Annotated in this window: 19 protein-coding genes; 8 read left to right on the forward strand and 11 right to left on the reverse strand. The window is 72.8% G+C overall.

Features of this window, described 5'->3' with window-relative positions:
* Positions 1-10: 10 nt before the first annotated feature.
* Positions 11-1579: a GTPase HflX gene (gene hflX / locus F8O02_RS05950; RefSeq protein ID WP_158036340.1), complete on the reverse strand. Its 1569-nt coding sequence runs from the start codon at positions 1577-1579 to the stop codon at positions 11-13.
* A 25-nt stretch (positions 1580-1604) separates the two neighbouring features.
* Between hflX and F8O02_RS05955 the strand changes: the two genes are divergently transcribed.
* From F8O02_RS05955 to F8O02_RS05965, 3 genes are read left to right on the forward strand one after another with little or no spacing between them, the layout of a single operon-like run.
* Entirely contained in the window at positions 1605-2222 is a 618-nt protein-coding gene (locus tag F8O02_RS05955; protein ID WP_158036341.1) for a class I SAM-dependent methyltransferase, read from the forward strand.
* Positions 2223-2269: 47 nt separating this feature from the next.
* Positions 2270-3988: an AMP-binding protein gene (locus F8O02_RS05960; protein ID WP_158036342.1), complete on the forward strand. Its 1719-nt coding sequence runs from the start codon at positions 2270-2272 to the stop codon at positions 3986-3988.
* 52 nt (positions 3989-4040) lie between these two features.
* Complete coding sequence (locus F8O02_RS05965; protein ID WP_158036343.1) at positions 4041-4358, forward strand: antibiotic biosynthesis monooxygenase family protein; 318 nt, start codon at positions 4041-4043, stop codon at positions 4356-4358.
* Positions 4359-4561: 203 nt separating this feature from the next.
* Here the strand turns inward: F8O02_RS05965 and dapD are convergent, their stop codons facing one another.
* Complete coding sequence (gene dapD / locus F8O02_RS05970; RefSeq protein ID WP_158036344.1) at positions 4562-5524, reverse strand: 2,3,4,5-tetrahydropyridine-2,6-dicarboxylate N-succinyltransferase; 963 nt, start codon at positions 5522-5524, stop codon at positions 4562-4564.
* 123 nt (positions 5525-5647) lie between these two features.
* Here dapD and dapE point away from each other — a divergent pair, with 123 nt between their 5' ends.
* Together dapE and F8O02_RS05980 are read left to right on the forward strand one after the other, a co-directional pair.
* A complete protein-coding gene (gene dapE, locus F8O02_RS05975; protein ID WP_158036345.1) occupies positions 5648-6745 on the forward strand; it encodes a succinyl-diaminopimelate desuccinylase in 1098 nt (365 codons plus the stop codon).
* A gap of 189 nt (positions 6746-6934) precedes the next feature.
* Complete coding sequence (locus tag F8O02_RS05980) at positions 6935-7102, forward strand: DUF3117 domain-containing protein (RefSeq protein ID WP_158036346.1); 168 nt, start codon at positions 6935-6937, stop codon at positions 7100-7102.
* A 104-nt stretch (positions 7103-7206) separates the two neighbouring features.
* Here F8O02_RS05980 and F8O02_RS05985 read toward each other — a convergent pair whose 3' ends face one another.
* Positions 7207-7845: an O-methyltransferase gene (locus F8O02_RS05985; protein WP_225734141.1), complete on the reverse strand. Its 639-nt coding sequence runs from the start codon at positions 7843-7845 to the stop codon at positions 7207-7209.
* A 76-nt stretch (positions 7846-7921) separates the two neighbouring features.
* On the opposite strand from F8O02_RS05985, the gene F8O02_RS05990 reads away from it, so the two are divergent.
* Positions 7922-8302: a twin-arginine translocase TatA/TatE family subunit gene (locus F8O02_RS05990; protein WP_225734188.1), complete on the forward strand. Its 381-nt coding sequence runs from the start codon at positions 7922-7924 to the stop codon at positions 8300-8302.
* Positions 8303-8398: 96 nt separating this feature from the next.
* On the opposite strand, the gene F8O02_RS05995 is transcribed toward F8O02_RS05990, so the two are convergent.
* The 3 genes from F8O02_RS05995 to F8O02_RS06005 are packed head-to-tail and all read right to left on the reverse strand — an operon-like array spanning position 8399 to position 11448.
* On the reverse strand, positions 8399-9529 hold the full coding sequence (locus F8O02_RS05995; protein WP_158036348.1) for a P-loop NTPase: 1131 nt from the start codon (positions 9527-9529) through the stop codon (positions 8399-8401).
* Positions 9507-10202: a DUF1003 domain-containing protein gene (locus F8O02_RS06000; RefSeq protein WP_158036349.1), complete on the reverse strand. Its 696-nt coding sequence runs from the start codon at positions 10200-10202 to the stop codon at positions 9507-9509. The genes F8O02_RS05995 and F8O02_RS06000 overlap by 23 nt, the downstream gene beginning before the upstream one ends.
* Positions 10180-11448: a magnesium transporter MgtE N-terminal domain-containing protein gene (locus F8O02_RS06005; RefSeq protein WP_158036350.1), complete on the reverse strand. Its 1269-nt coding sequence runs from the start codon at positions 11446-11448 to the stop codon at positions 10180-10182. The genes F8O02_RS06000 and F8O02_RS06005 overlap by 23 nt, the downstream gene beginning before the upstream one ends.
* Before the next feature lie 46 nt (positions 11449-11494).
* Between F8O02_RS06005 and F8O02_RS06010 the strand changes: the two genes are divergently transcribed.
* Entirely contained in the window at positions 11495-12019 is a 525-nt protein-coding gene (locus F8O02_RS06010; RefSeq protein ID WP_158036351.1) for a general stress protein, read from the forward strand.
* A gap of 81 nt (positions 12020-12100) precedes the next feature.
* On the opposite strand, the gene F8O02_RS06015 is transcribed toward F8O02_RS06010, so the two are convergent.
* Positions 12101-12769: a M24 family metallopeptidase gene (locus F8O02_RS06015; protein WP_158036352.1), complete on the reverse strand. Its 669-nt coding sequence runs from the start codon at positions 12767-12769 to the stop codon at positions 12101-12103.
* The gene (locus tag F8O02_RS06020; protein WP_179416293.1) at positions 12766-13164 is read right to left on the reverse strand and encodes an aminopeptidase P N-terminal domain-containing protein; all 399 of its coding nucleotides are present in this window, start codon (positions 13162-13164) and stop codon (positions 12766-12768) included. Before F8O02_RS06020 ends, F8O02_RS06015 begins: the two co-directional genes overlap by 4 nt.
* Before the next feature lie 34 nt (positions 13165-13198).
* Here F8O02_RS06020 and F8O02_RS06025 point away from each other — a divergent pair, with 34 nt between their 5' ends.
* Complete coding sequence (locus tag F8O02_RS06025) at positions 13199-14077, forward strand: PHP domain-containing protein (RefSeq protein WP_158036354.1); 879 nt, start codon at positions 13199-13201, stop codon at positions 14075-14077.
* A gap of 20 nt (positions 14078-14097) precedes the next feature.
* Here the strand turns inward: F8O02_RS06025 and F8O02_RS06030 are convergent, their stop codons facing one another.
* From F8O02_RS06030 to efeU, 3 genes are all read right to left on the reverse strand, one after another.
* Positions 14098-15462, reverse strand: a complete 1365-nt coding sequence (locus F8O02_RS06030; protein ID WP_225734143.1) for a Dyp-type peroxidase — start codon at positions 15460-15462, stop codon at positions 14098-14100.
* Positions 15463-15623: 161 nt separating this feature from the next.
* Positions 15624-16844: an iron uptake system protein EfeO gene (gene efeO, locus F8O02_RS06035; RefSeq protein ID WP_218859563.1), complete on the reverse strand. Its 1221-nt coding sequence runs from the start codon at positions 16842-16844 to the stop codon at positions 15624-15626.
* Between the two features lie 31 nt (positions 16845-16875).
* The gene (efeU, locus tag F8O02_RS06040) at positions 16876-18450 is read right to left on the reverse strand and encodes an iron uptake transporter permease EfeU (RefSeq protein WP_158036355.1); all 1575 of its coding nucleotides are present in this window, start codon (positions 18448-18450) and stop codon (positions 16876-16878) included.
* Positions 18451-18458 lie beyond the last annotated feature (8 nt).

The following is an 18458-nucleotide window of genomic DNA, read 5'->3' on the forward strand; positions in this document are numbered from 1 at the left end:
GAGATCTCGGCTACCCCTGCTGCACGGGGGGCTCGGCCGCGGCCTGCACAGGGGTCTCGGCCACTGCCACGGCGTGCAGCCGCTCGGCCAGGCCGGGGCTCACCCGGGCACGCAGCCGGGTGCCTTCCGCGAGGTACTCCTCGCCGGAGACCCGGCCGTGCTCGTGAGCGCTCGAGACGAGCTCGCCGTGCTCGTACGGCACCACCACGTCCACGTCGACGCCCGGATCCGGCAGAGCCGCCTCGATGCGCGCGGTGAGCTCGGCGATCCCCTCACCCGTCCGGGTCGACACGAACGAGGCGTCCGGATCGATGCCGCGCAGCACCATCCGCCGCTCCGCGTCGACCAGATCGACTTTGTTGAACACGAGCAGCTCGGACACATCCGCGAGCCCGGACTCGGCGAGCACGCCACGCACCGCGGCGATCTGCGCGGCCGGATCCGGATGCGACGCGTCGACGACGTGCACGAGCAGGTCGGCGTCCCGCGCCTCCTCGAACGTCGAGCGGAACGCCTCGACGAGCTGGTGCGGCAGCCGGCGGACGAACCCGACCGTGTCGCTGAGCGTGTACACGCGGCCGTCCCGTGCCTCCCGCCGGCGCACCGTGGCGTCGAGCGTGGCGAACAGCCGGTTCTCGACCAGCTCGTCCGAGCCGGTCAGCCGGTTGAGCAGCGACGATTTGCCGGCGTTCGTGTACCCGATGATCGCCGCCGAGGGGATCTCGTGCCGGACGCGATTGGCCCGCTTGGCCTCGCGAGCCGGCCCCATCGCGCGGATCTGCCGCCGCAGTCGGGCCATGCGGGTGTGGATCGCCCGCCGATCGAGCTCGATCTTCGTCTCGCCGGGGCCACGGGAGCCGATGCCCTCCCCGGCGACGGCGCGGCCGCCGGCCTGACGGCTGAGCGACCCGCCCCAGCCGCGCAGGCGGGGCAGCATGTACTCGAGCTGGGCGAGCTCGACCTGGGCCTTCGCCTCGCGGCTCTTGGCGTGCTGGGCGAAGATGTCGAGGATCAGCGCGGTGCGATCGACGACTTTGACCCGCACCACGTCCTCGAGCGCGCGCCGCTGGCTCGGGGCGAGCTCCGTGTCAGCGATGACGGTGTCGGCGCCGAGCTCGGCGACCAGGTCGCGCAGCTCGCGGGCCCGGCCGCGGCCAAGATACGTGCTCGGGTCCGGTGTGGGGCGACGCTGCAGCAGCGCGTCGAGCACCCGCGATCCCGCGGTCTCGGCGAGCGCGGCGAGCTCCGCGAGGGAGTGCTCGGCCTCGGCCTGGTCCCCCTGCGTGTACACGCCGATGAGCACGACGTTCTCGAGGCGCAGCCGGCGGTACTCGACCTCACTGACGTCCTCAAGCTCCGTGGAGAGCCCCGCGACCCGGCGCAGGGCCTGTCGGTCGAGACGCTCCTCGTCGCCGCCATGGGCCGCCGCGGCCTCGTGCTGCAGGGCCTGGGCGCCCTCGCTGAGCGCGTGGGGCTCGTCGGCTCGCGCGTGGTCGACGACCACCTCGACATCATCCGTCGCCCGGACCCGAGCCTCGATGCGATCCAGCAGCTCGTCCACCGGGCGAGATTCGATCATGTGCACCTCCGTATACCCTGAACGCATGGCCCAGGAGCATTATTTCGCGGCGCAGCCGTCCGTCGCGCCGCAGTGGCACGACATCGACGTCGAGCTCGCCGGACGCGAGCGCACGGTGACGACCGCCCGGGGCATCTTCTCGTCCGACGCGCTCGACCGCGCCACCCGGGTGCTGCTCGACCGGGTGCCGGACCCCGCGGGATGCCGCGAGGCGCTCGATCTCGGCTGCGGGTGGGGGCCAATCGCCCTGTCGCTGGCCCTGCGCGCCCCCGATGCGCGGGTGTGGGCCGTGGACGTCAACGAGCGGGCGCTGGAGGCGACCGCCCGCAATGCGCGCCGGCTCGACCTGCCCGGGGTGCACGCGGTGGCCCCGGACGCGGTGCCTGCAGGCTTGCGTTTCGACGTGATCTGGGCGAATCCGCCGATCCGCATCGGCAAGCCCGCCCTGCACGCGCTGCTGCTGGACTGGCTGCCCCGACTCGCCGACGACGGCGAGGCGTGGCTCGTCGTGGCCAAGCAGCTCGGCGCCGACTCACTGACCCGCTGGCTGGCCGAGCGGCTCGCCCCGGAGATCACCGTCGAGCGCGTCGACACGGCGCACGGCTTCCGCGTCCTGCACGCACACCGACACGCCCGGCGGTAGGCTGGGCCGCGCGGCGCACGCGCGCCGGGAAATGCGAGGGAGCACGAATGGCCGCGATTGCTGACGACGCGAGCGCCGAGACCGCAGCGGGAGCCGACGGCTCCGCGCGAACCGAGACTGAGGAGCGCATCGCGCGGGAGATCGCCGACTGGCGCGCCCGCTACGACGCGCCGGACGCGAGCGCGATCGAGCTGCTGCTCCACGCGCATCCCGCCGACGCCCTCGCCTTCCGGGTCGTGCACGGCGACTGGTCGACGACCGACCTCACCTACGGCGAGCTCGACCGGCTCTCACGGCGCACGGCGCGCGTGCTCGCCGACCTCGGCGTCACCCGGGGCACCCGGGTGGGCGTGATGATGTCGCGCTCGGTCGAGTACGTCGGCATCCTGCTCGGCCTGTGGCGGCTCGGCGCGGTGCACATCCCCCTGTTCACCGCCCTCGCCGCCCAGGCGATCGGGATGCGGGTGAACGCCAGCGGTGCCGCGCTCGTCGTCGTCGACGCCGGCTGGCGACACAAGCTCGACCCGAGCGAGGACCTGCCCCTGGCCGGGCGCGCCTGGCGCATCCTGCGCGTCGAGGGCAGCGAGCCGGGCGCCGAGCCCGTGACGCCGACAGCGGTCTGGTCCGACGACGCCGTGCTCGAACCGCTGCTGGCCGACGCCGAGCCCTGGGATGACCAGGCCGCCATCGGCGGCGACGGTCTGCTCGCCCTGCTGTACACCTCCGGCACGACCGGGGCGCCGAAGGGCGTGCCCCTGCCGATGCGGGCGCTCACCTCGTTCCGGTCGTACATGATCAACGGCCTCGACCTGCGCGACGACGACGTCTTCTGGAACGCGGCCGACCCGGGGTGGGCGTACGGGCTGTACTTCGGCGTGCTCGGCCCGCTCGCCGTCGGCCACGCGAATCTGCTCACCCATGACAAGTTCTCCGCCCATCAGGCCTGGCAGGTGCTCGCCCGGTACCGCGTGACGAACTTCTGCGGCGCGCCGACGATGTTCCGGGCGATGCGCAACGACCCCGAGGACGGGCTCGACATCCACCTGCGCCGGGCCTCCTCGGCCGGCGAGCCGCTCACCCCCGAGGTGCTCGAGTGGTCCGGCGACGCCCTCGGCTCCGCCCCGCACGACCACTACGGGCAGACCGAGCACGGGATGCTCATCGGCGTGCCGTGGCGCGACGGCATCCGCCTCGCCCCGCAGGCCGGCACCATGGGTGTGCCCTTCCCGGGCTGGTGCTGCGAGATCCTAGACCAGGCGGAGGACCGTCCCGCCCGCCCGGGCGAGGTCGGCCGACTCGCCTTCTCGCCCGCGGAGAGCCCGGTGTGGTGGTTCCCGGGCTACGACGATGCCCCGGACCGCACCGCCGAGCGGTTCACCGCCGACGGACACTGGTACCTCACCGGCGATCTCGCCTGGCGCGGCGACGACGGGCAACTGCACTTCGTCTCCCGCGACGACGACCTGATCCTCGCGGCCGGCTACCGGATCAGCCCGCTGGACGTCGAGAGCGTGCTGGCGATGCATCCCGCGGTGCGCGAGGTCGCGGTTGTCGGCCGCCCCGACGAGCTGCGCGGCGAGGTCGTCGCCGCCTACATCGTGCTGGCACAGAGCTTCACCGGCGACGAGACGCTCGTGCACGAGCTGCAGCAGGAGGTCAAGACCCGCTACGCGGCCCACGCCTACCCGAGGATCATCGAGTTCGTCGACGAGCTGCCCCGCACCGCGAGCGCGAAGGTGCAGCGCTACCTGCTCAAGTCGCGCTGATCGCGCGCCGGACCTCCCGCCGACCCCGGCGGGCTGACAGTGAGGAGAACGCATGTCGTACGTCGTCATCAACGCGCTGACCGTGCCCGCAGGCCAGGGGCCGGAGCTCGAGCGCCGCTTCGCGGCCCGGCGTCACGCCGTCGACGGCCGCCCCGGCTTCGAGGGCTTCCAGCTGCTGCGCCCGACCGCGGAGGACGGCCGCTACCTGGTGCTCACCCAGTGGGCTTCACAGGAGGACTTCGCGGCATGGCGTGACAGCGCCGCCAACCGCGAAGCGCACCACCACTCGGGCGGCCGGGCGCCGGTCGCCACGGGCGCCGAGCTGTTCGAGTATGAGCCCGTCGACCTCGAGGCGCTCGCGCGGGAGTAGTCCCCGCCCGATCCGCCGGCCGGGAGCGTGCCGACCGCGCGGCTCGAGGCGCGCGCAGGCGTGGTCCGTGCCGGATCCACCCGCTGGATCCGCCCGTTGGAGGCACCCCGTGCCGGCAGGACCGGATCACGTGACGAGGCCGGGTCGATCGCGTTCGTCGCGTGCCGACCCGGCCCCGTCACGTCTCACCACCCCTGTCTCGCTCAGGCGTGCAGCTCGGGGTTCAGGGCGATGCCCACGCCCCTGCGCGGCACCGCCTCGACGGCGCCGCTGATCGAGTTGCGCCGGAACAGCAGCCCGTCATGCCCGCTGAGGGCGACGGCCTTGACCGTGCGCGGGGTGTCGCCGCCGAGCAGCGTGACCTTCGTGCCGGCGGTGAGGTAGAGGCCGGCCTCCACGATGCAGTCGTCGCCGAGCGAGATGCCGACCCCGGCGTTCGCACCGAGCAGCGACCGGCGCCCGATGCGCACCCGCTCGCGCCCGCCCCCGGAGAGGGTGCCCATGATCGAGGCGCCGCCGCCGATGTCCGAGCCGTCGCCGACGACGACGCCCTGCGAGATGCGCCCCTCGACCATGGACTCCCCGAGCGTGCCCGCGTTGAAGTTCACGAAGCCCTCGTGCATGACGGTCGTGCCGGGGCACAGATGCGCGCCGAGCCGCACCCGGGCGCCGTCACCGATGCGCACGCCGCGCGGGCTGACGTAGTCAAGCAGGCGGGGGAACTTGTCGATGTGCAGCGCGAACACGCCCTGCGTGCGCAGCCGGCCCCGCAGGCGGTCGAAGTCCTCCGGCGAGATCGGCCCGCGATTCGTCCACACATTGTTCGGCAGGTGGCCGAAGATCCCCTCCAGCGAGATCGTGTTCGGCCGCACGAGCAGATGTGACAGCAGGTGCAGCCGCAGGTAGGCGTCGGCCGTGTCCTGCACGGGCTCGGCGAGGTCGACGACGACGCTGAGCACCTCCCGGTGCACGCCGAGCAGCGTGTCCTCTCCCTCGATCCCGGCGAACCGATCGTCGATGCCGGGCTGCCGGCCGGGGGCGTCCGCCGCGTCCTCGAGCAGCTCGGGCAGTGGGAACCAGACGTCCAGCAGCGTGCCGTCGGCGCTGCGGGTGCCGAGGCCGGTGCCGAAGCCGAAACGGGGATGGTCGTCACGCGTGTCTGTCATGCGCCCGATCATATCCCGGTCGCCGTGGCCGAGGACCAGCGCGCGGCCCTGGCACGCCGCCCCATCCGGCGACGCCCACGCCAGGTGAGAGGCCCGGGCGCGGCCCCGGCTACCATGGCCTCCATGACCTCCGCACCGACCGCACCGGCCACCCCCGCCCTCGACCTGTCCGCCGATCCCGCCGAGCTCACCCGGGCGCTGTGCGACATCCCCTCCGTCTCCGGCGACGAGCACGCGCTCGCCGACGCGGTGGAGGCGGCCCTGCACGCGCAGACCGACCTCGAGGTGCTCCGCGACGGCGACGCGGTCATCGCCCGCACGCATCTCGGACGCAGCCGCCGGGTCGTGCTCGCCGGGCACCTGGACACCGTGCCGATCCGCGACAACGTCCCCGCCCGGCTCGTCGACGACGCCGACGGCCGCTGGCTCGTCGCCCGCGGCGCGGTGGACATGAAGGCCGGCGACGCCGTGTTCCTCGCCCTCACGACCCGCCTGCCGCGGCCGGCGGCCGACGTCACCTGGGTGTTCTACGACCAGGAGGAGGTCGCCGCCGAGCGCAACGGCCTCGGCCGCGTCGCCCGGAACCACCCCGACTGGCTCGCCGGCGACCTCGCCATCCTCGGCGAGCCGACCGACGGCCGCGTCGAGGGCGGCTGCAACGGCACCTGCCGGTTCCTCGTGACCACGCACGGCCGGCGCGCCCACTCCGCGCGCGCCTGGGTCGGGGACAACGCCATCCATCACGCCGCGGACGTGCTCGACGTGCTGCGCGACTTCCGGCCCGAGACGATCACCGTCGACGGGCTCGCCTACCGGGAGGGCCTCAACGCCGTGGGCATCAGCGGCGGGGTCGCCGGCAACGTGATCCCCGACGAGTGCACCGTGCACGTCAACTACCGCTTCGCCCCGAGCCGGTCGGCCGCCGAGGCCGAGCAGCACATGCGCGCCCTGTTCGCCGGGTTCGACATGCGGTTCGTCGACATGTCCCCGGGTGCCCGCCCCGGACTCGACGCCCCCGTAGCCCGCGAGTTCGTCGCCGCCGTCGGCACCGACCCGCTGCCCAAGTACGGCTGGACGGACGTGGCCCGGTTCAGCGCCCTGGGCGTGCCGGCCCTGAACTACGGCCCCGGCGACGCGCTGCTCGCCCATGCCGACGACGAGCGGGTGCGAGTGGACACGATCGCGCCGTGCCTGGACGCCCTGGTGACCTGGCTCTCCTGACGAGGACTCGCCCGGCCGAGCCACCACAGCCGCCCCGCAGACCGGCGCAGCTGTGGTCGATGGGGCTCGTGATGGCGCGCACGTGGTCCCGGGCAGCCGCATGCCCGCGCGCTCGCCGACCGCCGGACCGCCGTGAGATACTGGGAGCAGTGTGGCCGCGAACCAGCGGCCGCGAGAGAGGTGGTTGGCATGGCAGCGCAGAAGCCGCGGACCGGCGACGGCCCCATGGAGGCCGTCCGCGAGGGCAAGGTCATCGTCGTGAAGATCCCGCTCGAGGGCGGCGGGCGCCTGGTCATCTCGGTCACCCCGGACGAGGCTGGCGAGCTGCGGGACGCGCTCGCGGAGGCGGTGGCCTGAGGAGCCACTCCCGGCATCGGCGACGGCAGCTCAGCGCGGCGGGGCCACCGACACCTGACGGCACCCCGACACCGCCTTTCGGAAGCGTCCGACCCGTGCGGTACTCAGCCGCCGGGTGCGACGATCGTGAACAGCCCGTCGTCGACCGGCAGCAACGATGACCGGATGTGCTCCCGGCTGCCGAACTCGTCGAGCAGTCCCCGCAGCGCGGTGACCTGCTCCGAGCGATCGGCCGGATCGGTGACCGCCCCGTGCACCAGTGCGTGGGCGAGCACGATGAGTCCGCCCGGACGAGCGAGCCGCAGCCCCTGCGCCACGTACTCGACCGCCCGGCCGAGATCCGCGTCGATGAACACCAGGTCGTAGCCGCCGTCGGCCAGTCGGTCGAGCACGCTCGTGGCCCGGCCAAGGATCGTGCGCACGTGAGCGCGCGGCAGGTGGGCCGCGTCGAACGCCTGCCGGGCCGCCTGCTGATGGTCGATCTCCGCGTCGATCGTGGTGAGGGTCGCCTCGGGCGCCCCGTGCAGCAGCCACAGGCCGCTCACCCCGGTGCCCGTGCCGATCTCAACGATGCTGCGGGCACGCACGGCCGCGGCGAGCACCGCGAGATGCGCGCCGACGACCGGGCTGACCGGCTCGACGCCCCATTCCAGCGCGGTGCGCCGGGCGGATGTGATCACCGGCGGCTCGGTCTGCCGCTCCGCCGCGAATCGGCTCACGCTCGCCACCTGGCTCATCGTCATCGTCACCTCGTCTTCCAGCTCTCCGCCCCGCCCGCCGGCCACGCCGAGCCGTCACGGTTACTGTACTGTATTGTCTGTGGGCCTGAGCTTCGAGAAGATCCTGCTGGTGGCGGTCGTCGCCGCGATCCTGCTCGGCCCGTCGAACCTCCCGCGCTACGCCGAGACGCTCGGCCGGGCCACACGCCGCTTCAAGCTGTTCGTGCAGGAGTCGAAGCAGCGGGTCAAGGAGGAGTCCAGCGACGTGATCGACGACGTCGACTGGCGGAAGCTCGACCCCCGACAGTATGACCCGCGCCGGATCATCGCCGACGCGCTGCGAGACGACCCGACGCCCACGGTCGCCGCGGCGGCTGCGGCGGCTGCGGCACAGCCCAGCCGGGTGGAAATCGTCGCCCGGCAGCGCGAGGACCGCGAGCGCAACCTCCGCCCCGCGCCGTTCGACGACGACGCCACCTGACCCGGCCTGCCCCTGCGGCGACGTGCACCCGCGCGGACGGCACGCGCCCTCGATGGCCCCGTGGACGACCCGTCACCGGCTCATCCGACGGACCGCTCACCCCACCTGCAGCGGCAGGTGCCGCCCGGCGAGCCCGCGCGGGCCGTCCAGCAGGTCGGCAACCGCGCGCAGCGCGACGACGGCGGGGTCGTCCGGGTGGGTCAGCACGGCCGGGCTGCCGAGGTCGGCGCCCTCGCGCAGCGGGATGCTGATGGGCACGCTGGCCAGCAGCGGCACAGGCGTCTCCAGCTCGGTCGACAGCGCGTCCGCCGCCCGGCGCCCGCCCCCGGCGCCGAACAGCTCGACGCGCGCGCCGTCCGGCCCGGCGAGCCACGCCATGTTCTCGACCACCCCGATCACCCGCTGGCCGAGCCGGCCAGCGAGCAGGCCCGCGCGCACGGCGACGGTGGAGGAGGCCGGCTGCGGCGTGGTGACGACGATGACCTCCGCATCCGGCAGCAGCTGGCCGGCGGTGATCGCGACGTCACCGGTACCCGGCGGCAGGTCGAGCAGCAGCACGTCCAAATCGCCGAAGTGCACGTCGGTGAGGAACTGCTGGAGCGTGCGCTGCAGCATCGGCCCGCGCCAGGAGACGGCGTGGTCGGCTCCGACGAACATGCCGATGGAGATCGCCCGGACGCCATGGCCGACCGGGGGGACCATCATGTGCTCGTCGAGCCGGGTGGGCCCCGTGGTGATGCCGAGCTGGCCGGGGATCGAGAAGCCGTACACGTCCGCGTCGACGACGCCGACCCGCCGGCCGCGCCGGGCGAGCTCCGCGGCCAGGCTCGCGGTCACCGTGGACTTGCCGACCCCGCCCTTGCCGCTGGCGACCGCGACGACGCGGGTGAGCGTGCCCGGCCCGAAGGGGTTGCCACGGCGGCCGCGCACCCGCTCGAGCAGCGCCTCGCGCTCGTCGTCGTCCATCACCTCGAGGGTGACCTCCGCGAGGCCAGGCCCCACGACCCGCTCCAGCGCCTCGCGCACGTCACGCTCGATGCGCTGCGCCGCCGGGCACCCCACGATCGTGAGTCGGACGGTCGCGCGGGCCCGACCGTCCTCGATCGTCGCCCGGGCGATCATGCCGAGCTCCAGCAGCGACCGGTGCAGCTCCGGGTCCTGGACCCGGGCGAGCGCCGGTTCCAGCGCCGGGTCGATCGGCCGCTCAGGATCGGGCAGCACCGGCATCCCCGTCGTCAGGACGCGGCCCCGCGGCCCGGTCCGGTGCGGCGTCGTCCCCCGCCGGGGTCGCCTCGGCCGCGGCGGCACCGCTCGACCCGGCTGCCCACTCCGCCGCCGACGCAGCGGACACGGCGCCCGCCCCGGACGCGTCGTCGGCCTGCTCGCGGAGTGCGGTGATCGTCGCGGTGAGATCCTCCAGCTGGTCGCGCAGCTCGTCGCGCACGAACCGCTCGCTGGCCAGATCGCTGATCGCCAGCCGCAGCGCGACGACCTCGCGGGCCAGGTACTCGGTGTCGGCGAGGTTGCGCGCGGAGCGCTGGCGGTCCTGCTCGATCTGCACCCGGTCGCGGTCGTCCTGCCTGTTCTGCGCGAGCAGCAGCAGCGGCGCCGCGTACGAGGCCTGCAGGCTCAGCACGAGGGTGAGCGCGGTGAACCCGAGATCCGCCGAGTCGAAGCGCAGCGCCTCCGGGGCCATCGTGTTCCACGCCATCCAGACGATGATGAACACGGTCATGCCGATGAGGAACGCCGGCGTGCCCATCGCCCGGGCGAACCCCTCAGTGGCCCGGCCGAACCGGTCGCCGCTCAGCACCCCCGCGTCCCGCCGCGGCCACAGGCGCAGCCGGCGGACCCGCGGGGCGTTCAGCAACCCCTCGTCAACGCGCGTCCTGGCTGCCATCGGTCACCTCCTCGCCCACGCGATGCCGCCAGTCCTCCGGCAGCAGGTTGTCCAGCACGTCGTCGACCGTGACCACCCCGAGCAGCCGCCGGTTGCGGTCGACGACGGGCAACGAGGTGAGGTTGTAGGCGGCGAGCGTGCGGGCCACCTCGAGCGCCGAGGCGTCCGGGGACATCGGCTCGACCTCCTCGGTGACGAGCGTGCCGAGCCGCTCGTTGGGCGGGTACCGCAGCATCCGCTGGAAGTGCACGAGCCCGATGTAGCGCCCCGTGGGCGCCTCGTAGGGCGGCAGCGTCACCCACACGGCGGCCGCGAGCGCCGGGGCGATCTCGTGCCGGCGGATGAGGGCGAGCCCCTCTGCGACCGTGGTGTCTGCCGAGCAGATGACCGGCTCGGTCGTCATCAGGCCGCCGGCGGTGTCCGGCGCGTAGCGCAGCAGCATGCGCACGTCGCTGGCCTCCTCGGGCTCCATCAGCTGCAGCAGTCGCTCCTTGCGGTCCGGAGCGAGCCGAGCGACGAGGTCGGCGGCGTCGTCAGGCTGCATGTGGTCGAGTACCTCGGCCAGGCGGATGTCCTCGATCGTGCCGACGAGCTGGATCTGGTCGTCCCGGGCGAGTTCCTCGAGCGCGTCGGCGAGACGCTCGTTCGACAGCGCGGCGACGACCTCGGCCCGACGGCGCTCGGGCAGCTCCATGAGCGCGCCGGCGAGGTCGGGGGCCTGGAGATCCTGCAGCGAGGCGAGCAGGTGGGTCGTGTCCTGCTCGCCGTGGTCGTGGCGGATCTCCTCCGTCTCCGCCCACGGCACGAGCATCGTCTCGCCCCGGGCGAACGGGGAGGCGCTCGTCTTCGGCCGGCGCAGGAACACGTCGGCGACGACCCACTCGCCGGTGGCGAGCTGCTCGATGCTGACATCCTCGACCCGACCGGTGCGGTCGCTGTCATGCAGGCGCACGCGCCGGCCGACGATCTCGGCGAGCACGCGGGTCTCTCCCGCCCGCTGCTCGAAGCGGCGCAGGTTGATCAGCCCGGTGGTGATGATCGCCCCGGTAGTGATGCCCGTCACCCGGGCGATCCGCAGGAACACGCGACGACGGCCCGGCACCTCGACGAGCAGCCCCACGACGACGGGCGGCCCCACCGTGCGGTACGTGACGATCACGTCGCGGGCTCGGCCCACGCGATCGCCCGACGGGTCGAAGACCCCGCAGCCGATCAGTCGGGAGACGAAGATTCTGGGCGCGCTCACAACCGAATCGTACGCCGCGGGGCCCGGCGGATGCGACAATGGTGGCATGAGTGATGCACGGGGTCTCGGAGACCAGACGCGGGCGCAGATGTTCCCGACGCTGCCCAGCGGGGTGGTCGTCGGCGAGTACCGCACCTATCAGGATGCCGTGGCCGCGGTCGACCGGCTCGTCGAGCACGACTTCCCGGTCGAGGGCGTCAGCGTGGTCGGCAACCACCTGCACAGCATCGAGCGGATCACCAGCCGCCTGAGCTACCCCCGGGCGGCCGTCTCCGGCCTGCTCAGCGGCGTGTGGTTCGGGCTGTTCCTGGGCCTCATCATGATGATCTGGTCGCCGACGAACGGGTTCAACTACCTGCTCGCCGCGCTCGCCCTGGGCGCTGGGTTCGGCATGATCTCCGGCATCATCACGTACGCGGTCAGCCGCCGGTACAAGAACTACCAGTCGACGAGCACCGTGGTCGCCGACTCGTACACGCTCGTGTGCGCACGGGAAGCCGCCGGGCGTGCGATGGGCATCCTCGGCACCACGCCGTCCCTGGGCGACCCCGTCCCGCCGGCCGCGAGCTGACCGGACGCGGGCGGACCGGGCCGGTGCGCCGCAGCTGATCCACAGCGGCCCGCCGCCCGGGGGTCGGGGCCGCCCATCGCCTCACCGGCCGGGCCAGCGCCCCGCGACCCACGCCTCCACCTCGTCTGCCGTGTGCACGACGGACGCGACCGCTGCCTCGTGCAGGGCGCGGAACGGGACGCCGGGGCCGGCCGCGGCGAGCACCGCGTCGTACACCTGCCGCTGCGCGGGGGTGAAGCGCCCCGACACCGGGATCGTGCGGGTGACGTCGGCGGTGTAGAGGCTGTCGAGCTCGACGCCCGCGTCGAGCAGCAGCAGGTCGCCGGGCCGCACCGGGCCGTCGTCGTCCGACCAGTGCAGCCGGCAGGCGTGCTCCCCGGCCGCGGCGATCGTGTCATAGCCCACGTCGTTGCCGAGCTCGCGGGCGCGGGCCCAGAACACGCCCTCGACGACCCGCTCGCCGCGCGGGTGCCCGACGATCCGGGGCAGCCGGTCGCGCACGTCCTCGAAGCCCGCGAGCGTCGCGGCCGCCGCGGTGCGGATCTGCCCGACCTCCCAGGCGTCCTTGACAAGCCGCAAGGCGCTTGCGGCGTCGGCCAGCCGCACGTCGTCGGCCCGGTCGCGGCCCGGGGCGATCGCGTCGGCCAGCGCGGTCACGGCGGGGTCGGCGTCCGCGAGCACCGCGAGCGGAGCCGTGGCGGACGCGGCCACGAGCGCCTCGTTCAGGCCGGCGACGTCCGCGGTCGTCACGCCGAGCCGGCGGACACCGCGTCGAGGCCGGGCCGGGGCCCGGTCCAGAACGCCCCGTCGACCGGGTCCGCGTACCCCTCGACGGTGTCATGTCCGGCGGGCGGCCGGAAGCGGAGCACCGCCCGCCCCGTCGCGGTGCTCACGAGCACCGCGCCGGGCACCGCGTCCCACCCCCACCCGGTCAGATGGGTGAACGCGCTGTGCGGACGGAACGGTGGTCGCAGTCGTTGCTGCGCACATGCGGTCGGCCGGCGGGGATCACGAGCGTGCGGCCGGGCAGCGCCCGACGCAGCTGGTCGCGCCGCACCGCGGCCCGGTCGGCCACGGGGTCCCGCGGCGGCAGCCCGCGCGGCACGGACGTCCGCGTCGCCCGCCACGTCGTCCCATTCAGCCATGTCGCCCATTGTGGAACTCCCGTACGATGAGCCCATGACCACCACGGCCCCGGATGAGACGGCGATCGACCTGCACACGCACACGCGGGCGTCGGACGGCACTGACGCGCCCGCCGAGCTCGTCACCCTCGCCCTGGAGGCCGGCCTCGACTGGATCGGACTGACCGACCACGACACCACCGCGGGCTGGGCCGAGGCGATCGCCGCCGCCCGCCGCACGGGGCTCGGCCTCGTGCCCGGCATGGAACTCTCCACCCGGCTCGAGGGCTGCTCGGTGCACCTGCTCGCCTACCTGATCGACCCCGACGACCGGGCGCTCACGGAGACGACCGCCGAGCTGCGCGACGTGCGCGAGAACCGGGCACGCCGGATCGTCGACGCGCTCGCCCGGGACTTCCCGATCACCTGGGACGACGTGCTCGCCCAGTCCGCCGACGCGCGGACGGTCGGCCGCCCCCACATCGCCGACGCGCTCGTCGCCGCCGGGATCGTGCCCGACCGGTCGACGGCGTTCCAGCGGATGCTGCATCCCAGGGCCGGCTATGTGCTGCCCTATCACGCGCCGGACGCGCTCCAGGCCGTGGGCCTCGTGCGCGATGCCGGCGGCGTGCCCGTGATCGCCCACCCCGGCGCGTACCGGCACGGCACGCTGCTCACCGACGCACTGCTGCGGCGGCTCGTCGACGCGGGGCTCGTCGGGGTGGAGGTGGACCACCGGCTCGACCCGCCGGCGCTGCGCCGCACGCTGCGGGCACAGGCGGCGGCGCTGGAGCTCGTGACGACCGGGTCGAGCGACTACCACGGCACGGGGAAGCCCAACCGGCTCGGTGAGTTCCGCACGAGCCCCGAGGCGCTCGAGCGGATCCTCGCGATCGGCACCGGCTCGGTCCCGGTGCGGCCGGCCGGTCGCTGAGCCGGACGAGGCACCGCTGGCTACGACTCGAAGAGTTCCTGGGCGATGTAGCGGCCCTCCGCGGGCGAGGGCGGCACGGCGAACACGCCGGTGCCGATGTGCGAGATGTACTCGTTGAGCAGGTCCGAGGCGCCCAGACGCCGCTGCAGCGCGGCGAAGTGCCCGGGGTCGTTCTGGTAGGTGAGGAACAGCAGCCCCGCGTCCAGCTGCGCGTGCTCGTTGAGCCCGTCCGTGTAGTTGTACGGCCGGCGCAGGATGCGGATGCCGCCGTTGTTCTCGTACGCGGCGAGCGCGATGTGCGCGGTCGGGTCGATCACCCGGTCGCCGTTCTCGTCCGTCATCTGGAAGTCCGGGGTGTCGAACTCCTTCGAACCGGTCAGCGGCGCGCCCTCGGCCTTCGTGCGGCCGAAGATCGTCTCCTGGTCGCCGATCCGATCGGCATCCCACGTCTCGAGGTTCATGCGGATCTTGCGCACGACCTGGTAGGTGCCGCCCTCGAGCCACGACTGGTCACCGCCGTTGACCCACACGAACTCGTCGAACTGCTCCGGGGTGCTCACGTTGCGGGTGCCATCCTTGAACCCCATGAGGTTGCGCGGCGTCTCCTGCCCGGTGCCGGCCGAGGCACGCCCGAAGCCCATCTGCGTCCAGTGGACGGACACCTGACTGCGCCCCATCCGGGCGAGGTTGCGCACAGCGTGGTAGGCGACCTGCGGGTCGTCGGCGCAGGCCTGGACGCTCAGGTCGCCGCCGACGAGGGCGGGATCGAGATTGTCGCTGGGCAGCGTGGGCAGGTCGGCCAGCAGCGCGGGCCGGAAGCGCTCGAGCCCGAACCGGTTCTCGGCGAAGATCGCCGGCCCGAGCCCGAAGGTGATCGTGAGACTCGCCGGGTCGAGGCCGTACGCCTCGCCGGTGTCCTTCGGCAGGCCGTTTTCGCTGTCGGGCTCGACCGAGCCGACCGGGTCGCCCCGCTGCATGAGGCTCGCGGCGGCCGACCATCGGGCGAGCAGCGTCTGCAGGTCTTTCACCGACGACGTGGTCAGGTTGAAGGTCATGTACATCGCGTACCGCTGGGGCGGGGTCGCGATGCCCACCGGATGCTTCTGCCCGTAGAACGGGATCTGCGTGCCGAGGTCCACGCTGTCGCCCGCAGGGTGCGTCGCCGCCCACGTCGCCCCGCCGCCTGCGAGCGCGCCCCCCAACACACCGAGGCCGGTGCCGGTCAACAGCGCGCGCCGGGAGAACCGGGGCCGGTGACGGCCCGTCGTCGCGTCGGCGGCGGATGCTCCTGAGACTCCGTCGACCGACGCAGCGGCAGACGTGGCTCGCGCCATCGACTCGTCTGGCCTGTTCGCTGCGTTCTGCGCTCTGTCGTGCTCGCTCACTGTCCGTCTCCTCGGTTCCTGGTCCCAATCCGACACGCGAGGCGGGGCGCCGGTCTGTCGTTCGGCGCCCCGCCCGGGGTGCACCCGCTCATCTCATGTAGATGAGGCAGGCCTGCGTCATCGATCGACGCCTTCCAGCGTACGCCGATGATCGGTCATGGTCACTGCGCGGTGGCGACCTTCTCCGCCAGGGAGGCGAGGTCGTCGTGCAGCGGCTGGATCGCCTTGGTGAGCTTCTCCGAGTCGCTCGCCTTCAGCTCGGCTGTGTACGCCTTGAAACCGCCGAGGGCGCTCGAGTCACGGTAGCCGTCCAGCGTCTCCTGCACGTCCTGGTACTCCTGGTCGATGCGGCTGACGAGATCGGCATCGATCTTCTCCAGTCCGTCGCGCAACGCGGCGTACGCCTGCTGCGAGCCCTCGACGTTACCGGCGAAGTCGACGAGGTCGATGTGGCTGTACGCCTCCTCCTCACCGGTGATCTTGGTCGTCGCGACCTCCTCGAGCAGGTCGGCGGCGCCGTTGGCGAGGTCCTCGGGCTTGAGGTCCTCGGTGAAGGTCGGGATGACCTGGGTGTTCAGGATGTCGACGTTGCTGACGAGCTCGGTGGAGTACGCCTTCGTCTGGTCGGTGATCTCGCCGTCCTGCCACAGATCGCGTTCGATCGCGTGGAAGCCGTGCCAGCCGGCCGCCTCGTCGAGGTTCGACTCGCGCATGTCGATGAGGTAGTCGAGGTTCTTCGTGTTGTCCTCGGGATCCTCGTTGCCGGGCATCTGGAATCCATCGACCGCGGACTCGGCGCGCTCGTAGTACGGACGGGCGGCGGCGTAGGCGGTCTTCGCTCCCTCGAGGTCACCGGCCTGCACCTTCTCGTCGAGCGTCTTGACCGTGGCGTCCAGCTGGGCGACCTGATCGGTGATGTACGAGCCGTACGTGGCCACCCCCTGCTTGAGGATGTCCTGCGTCGATCCGCTGGGTGCGGCGGCCTCACCCGTGACGGTGAAGTCGACATACTCGGTGTCCGCGCCCGGGCAGTAGATCTTGTAGTCACCGCCGTCGAGCGTCGAGGTGAAGCTCACCGCGTCCAGGCCGGGAGCGAGGTTCTCCTTCTCGCCGATGATCTTCTGGTTGTGGAGCAGCTCGACCTCGCTGATCGAGGGCGCGCTCTCATTCGTGACGGTGAAGGTCACCGGGCCCGCCTGCGCCTCGGTCGTGTCAAGGGCGCAGGTCTCCTTGCCCCCGTCGCTCTTGAGCGTCACGTTGACCTGCGACGTCCCCTCCGAGTCGTTCGGCCCACTGCCGTTCGACGAGCAGCCGGCCAGGCTGATCCCGGCGAGGACGGCCATGCCACCGGCGACGAGCACTCGCGTCTGATGCTTCTTCATCTGTCTCCCTCTCAGTCCGGCGAGCCGAGGATCAGCTCGCCTCCTTCTCGTCCCCGGTCTCTCCACCGGGAAGCTCCTGAACCCGCGCACGGCGACGATCCCATGCGCCGCTGGTCGCCAGCGCCAGCGCGGTGACGACCAGCGCCGCCGGCACCCAGACCCACCACAGCGTCCGCTCGTCGGCCTCGGCTCGCGCTGCCTCGAGCGCGCCCTGCGCGTCATCGGCCTCGTCGTCAGGCACCGACCAGTCGTCCGCCACGGCGCCGCTGACGCTCACGGTCTTCTCTCCGCTGACCCCGCCCCCGACGAGTGTCGCGGTGAGTGTGACCTCCTGCTCGGCGGTGACGAGCGCCGACCCGCTCGTGCGCGCGCTGATGAACGCCCGCTGGGACCAGCTGGCGGCGAACGGCCCCGGGGTGCGCTCCGCATTGAGCCCGGAGGGCAGCCGGCCGCCGTTGAGTCGCTGCAGCTCGGCGAGGGTGACGGACCGGGGCAGCTCAGCGGAGGCCGGCTGCTGCTCCGTCGTCTCCCACTGCGTCACCGGCACTCCGTCGACCTCGCCGTCCGAGACCCGCTGCAGGGTGTGGACGGCCCCCGGCACGTCGCCCGCCACGACGAGCTGGAGCGCATCCCCCGTCACCGTCGCCGTGACCGAGCCTGAGCCGCCGTCATCCGCGGTGATCCGACGGGTGTCGCCCACGACGTCCGTGTCGCCGCGGGGCACCGCGACGAGCAGCATCACGGCCACGACCGCCGCCGCCGCGGCGAGCCACCGCTTCAGCGCCGGCCGGCGCTCGAGCGGCACGGCATACCGCTGCGGCCAGAAGTAGATCGTCAGCACGGGCACGAGATAGGCGAGCCAGCCGAGCACCTCGATCAGCCGCGGATCCGTGGGGATGCCGAACATGCCGGTCACCACCGCGGCGAGCACGGAGGTCTTCGGCATCCAGGTGGAGAAGTCGGCGACCTGCTGCTGGCCGATCACTACCCAGCCCGCCTCATGGGCGGTGCGCAGCGCGCTCATGACCAGTCCCGCCGCCACGAACACGAGGAACACGCCCGTGAGATGGAAGAACATGCGCAGGTCGAGCCGCAACCCCCCGACGTAGATGCCGGCCCCGATCGCGACCGCAACGAGGATGCCGACGACGGCGCCACCCAGCGCCGCCCCTTCGCTGGCGGACGCCTGGATGGCGGCCAGCAGGAACACCGCCGTCTCGAAGCCCTCTTTGAGCACGGCCAGGAAGGCCATGCCCGCCAGCGCCCACGCTCCGCCGCTGTTGAGCGCGCTGGAGGCGTCATGCTCGAGATCTCGCTTCATGAACCGGGCGTGGTGGTTCATCCACAGGATCATCGTGGTGACGAACACGATCGCGACGACGCCGATGACCGTCTCCAGGGCCTCCTGCTGCGCCTGGGGCAGGCTGCGCGAGAGCAGCTGCAGGGTGACGCCCACGGCGATGCTCAGCAGGACGGCTGCAGCGACCCCGATCATCATCGGGCGCAGCGGACGACCGTTGCGTTTGAGGAACGCGGCGATGATGCCGACGATGAGCGTGGCCTCGAGGCCTTCGCGCAGGCCGATCAGGAATGTGCCGAGGAACAACCGGGTCC

This window comes from Pseudoclavibacter caeni, from assembly GCF_008831125.1.
GTDB lineage: Bacteria > Actinomycetota > Actinomycetes > Actinomycetales > Microbacteriaceae > Pseudoclavibacter_A > Pseudoclavibacter_A caeni.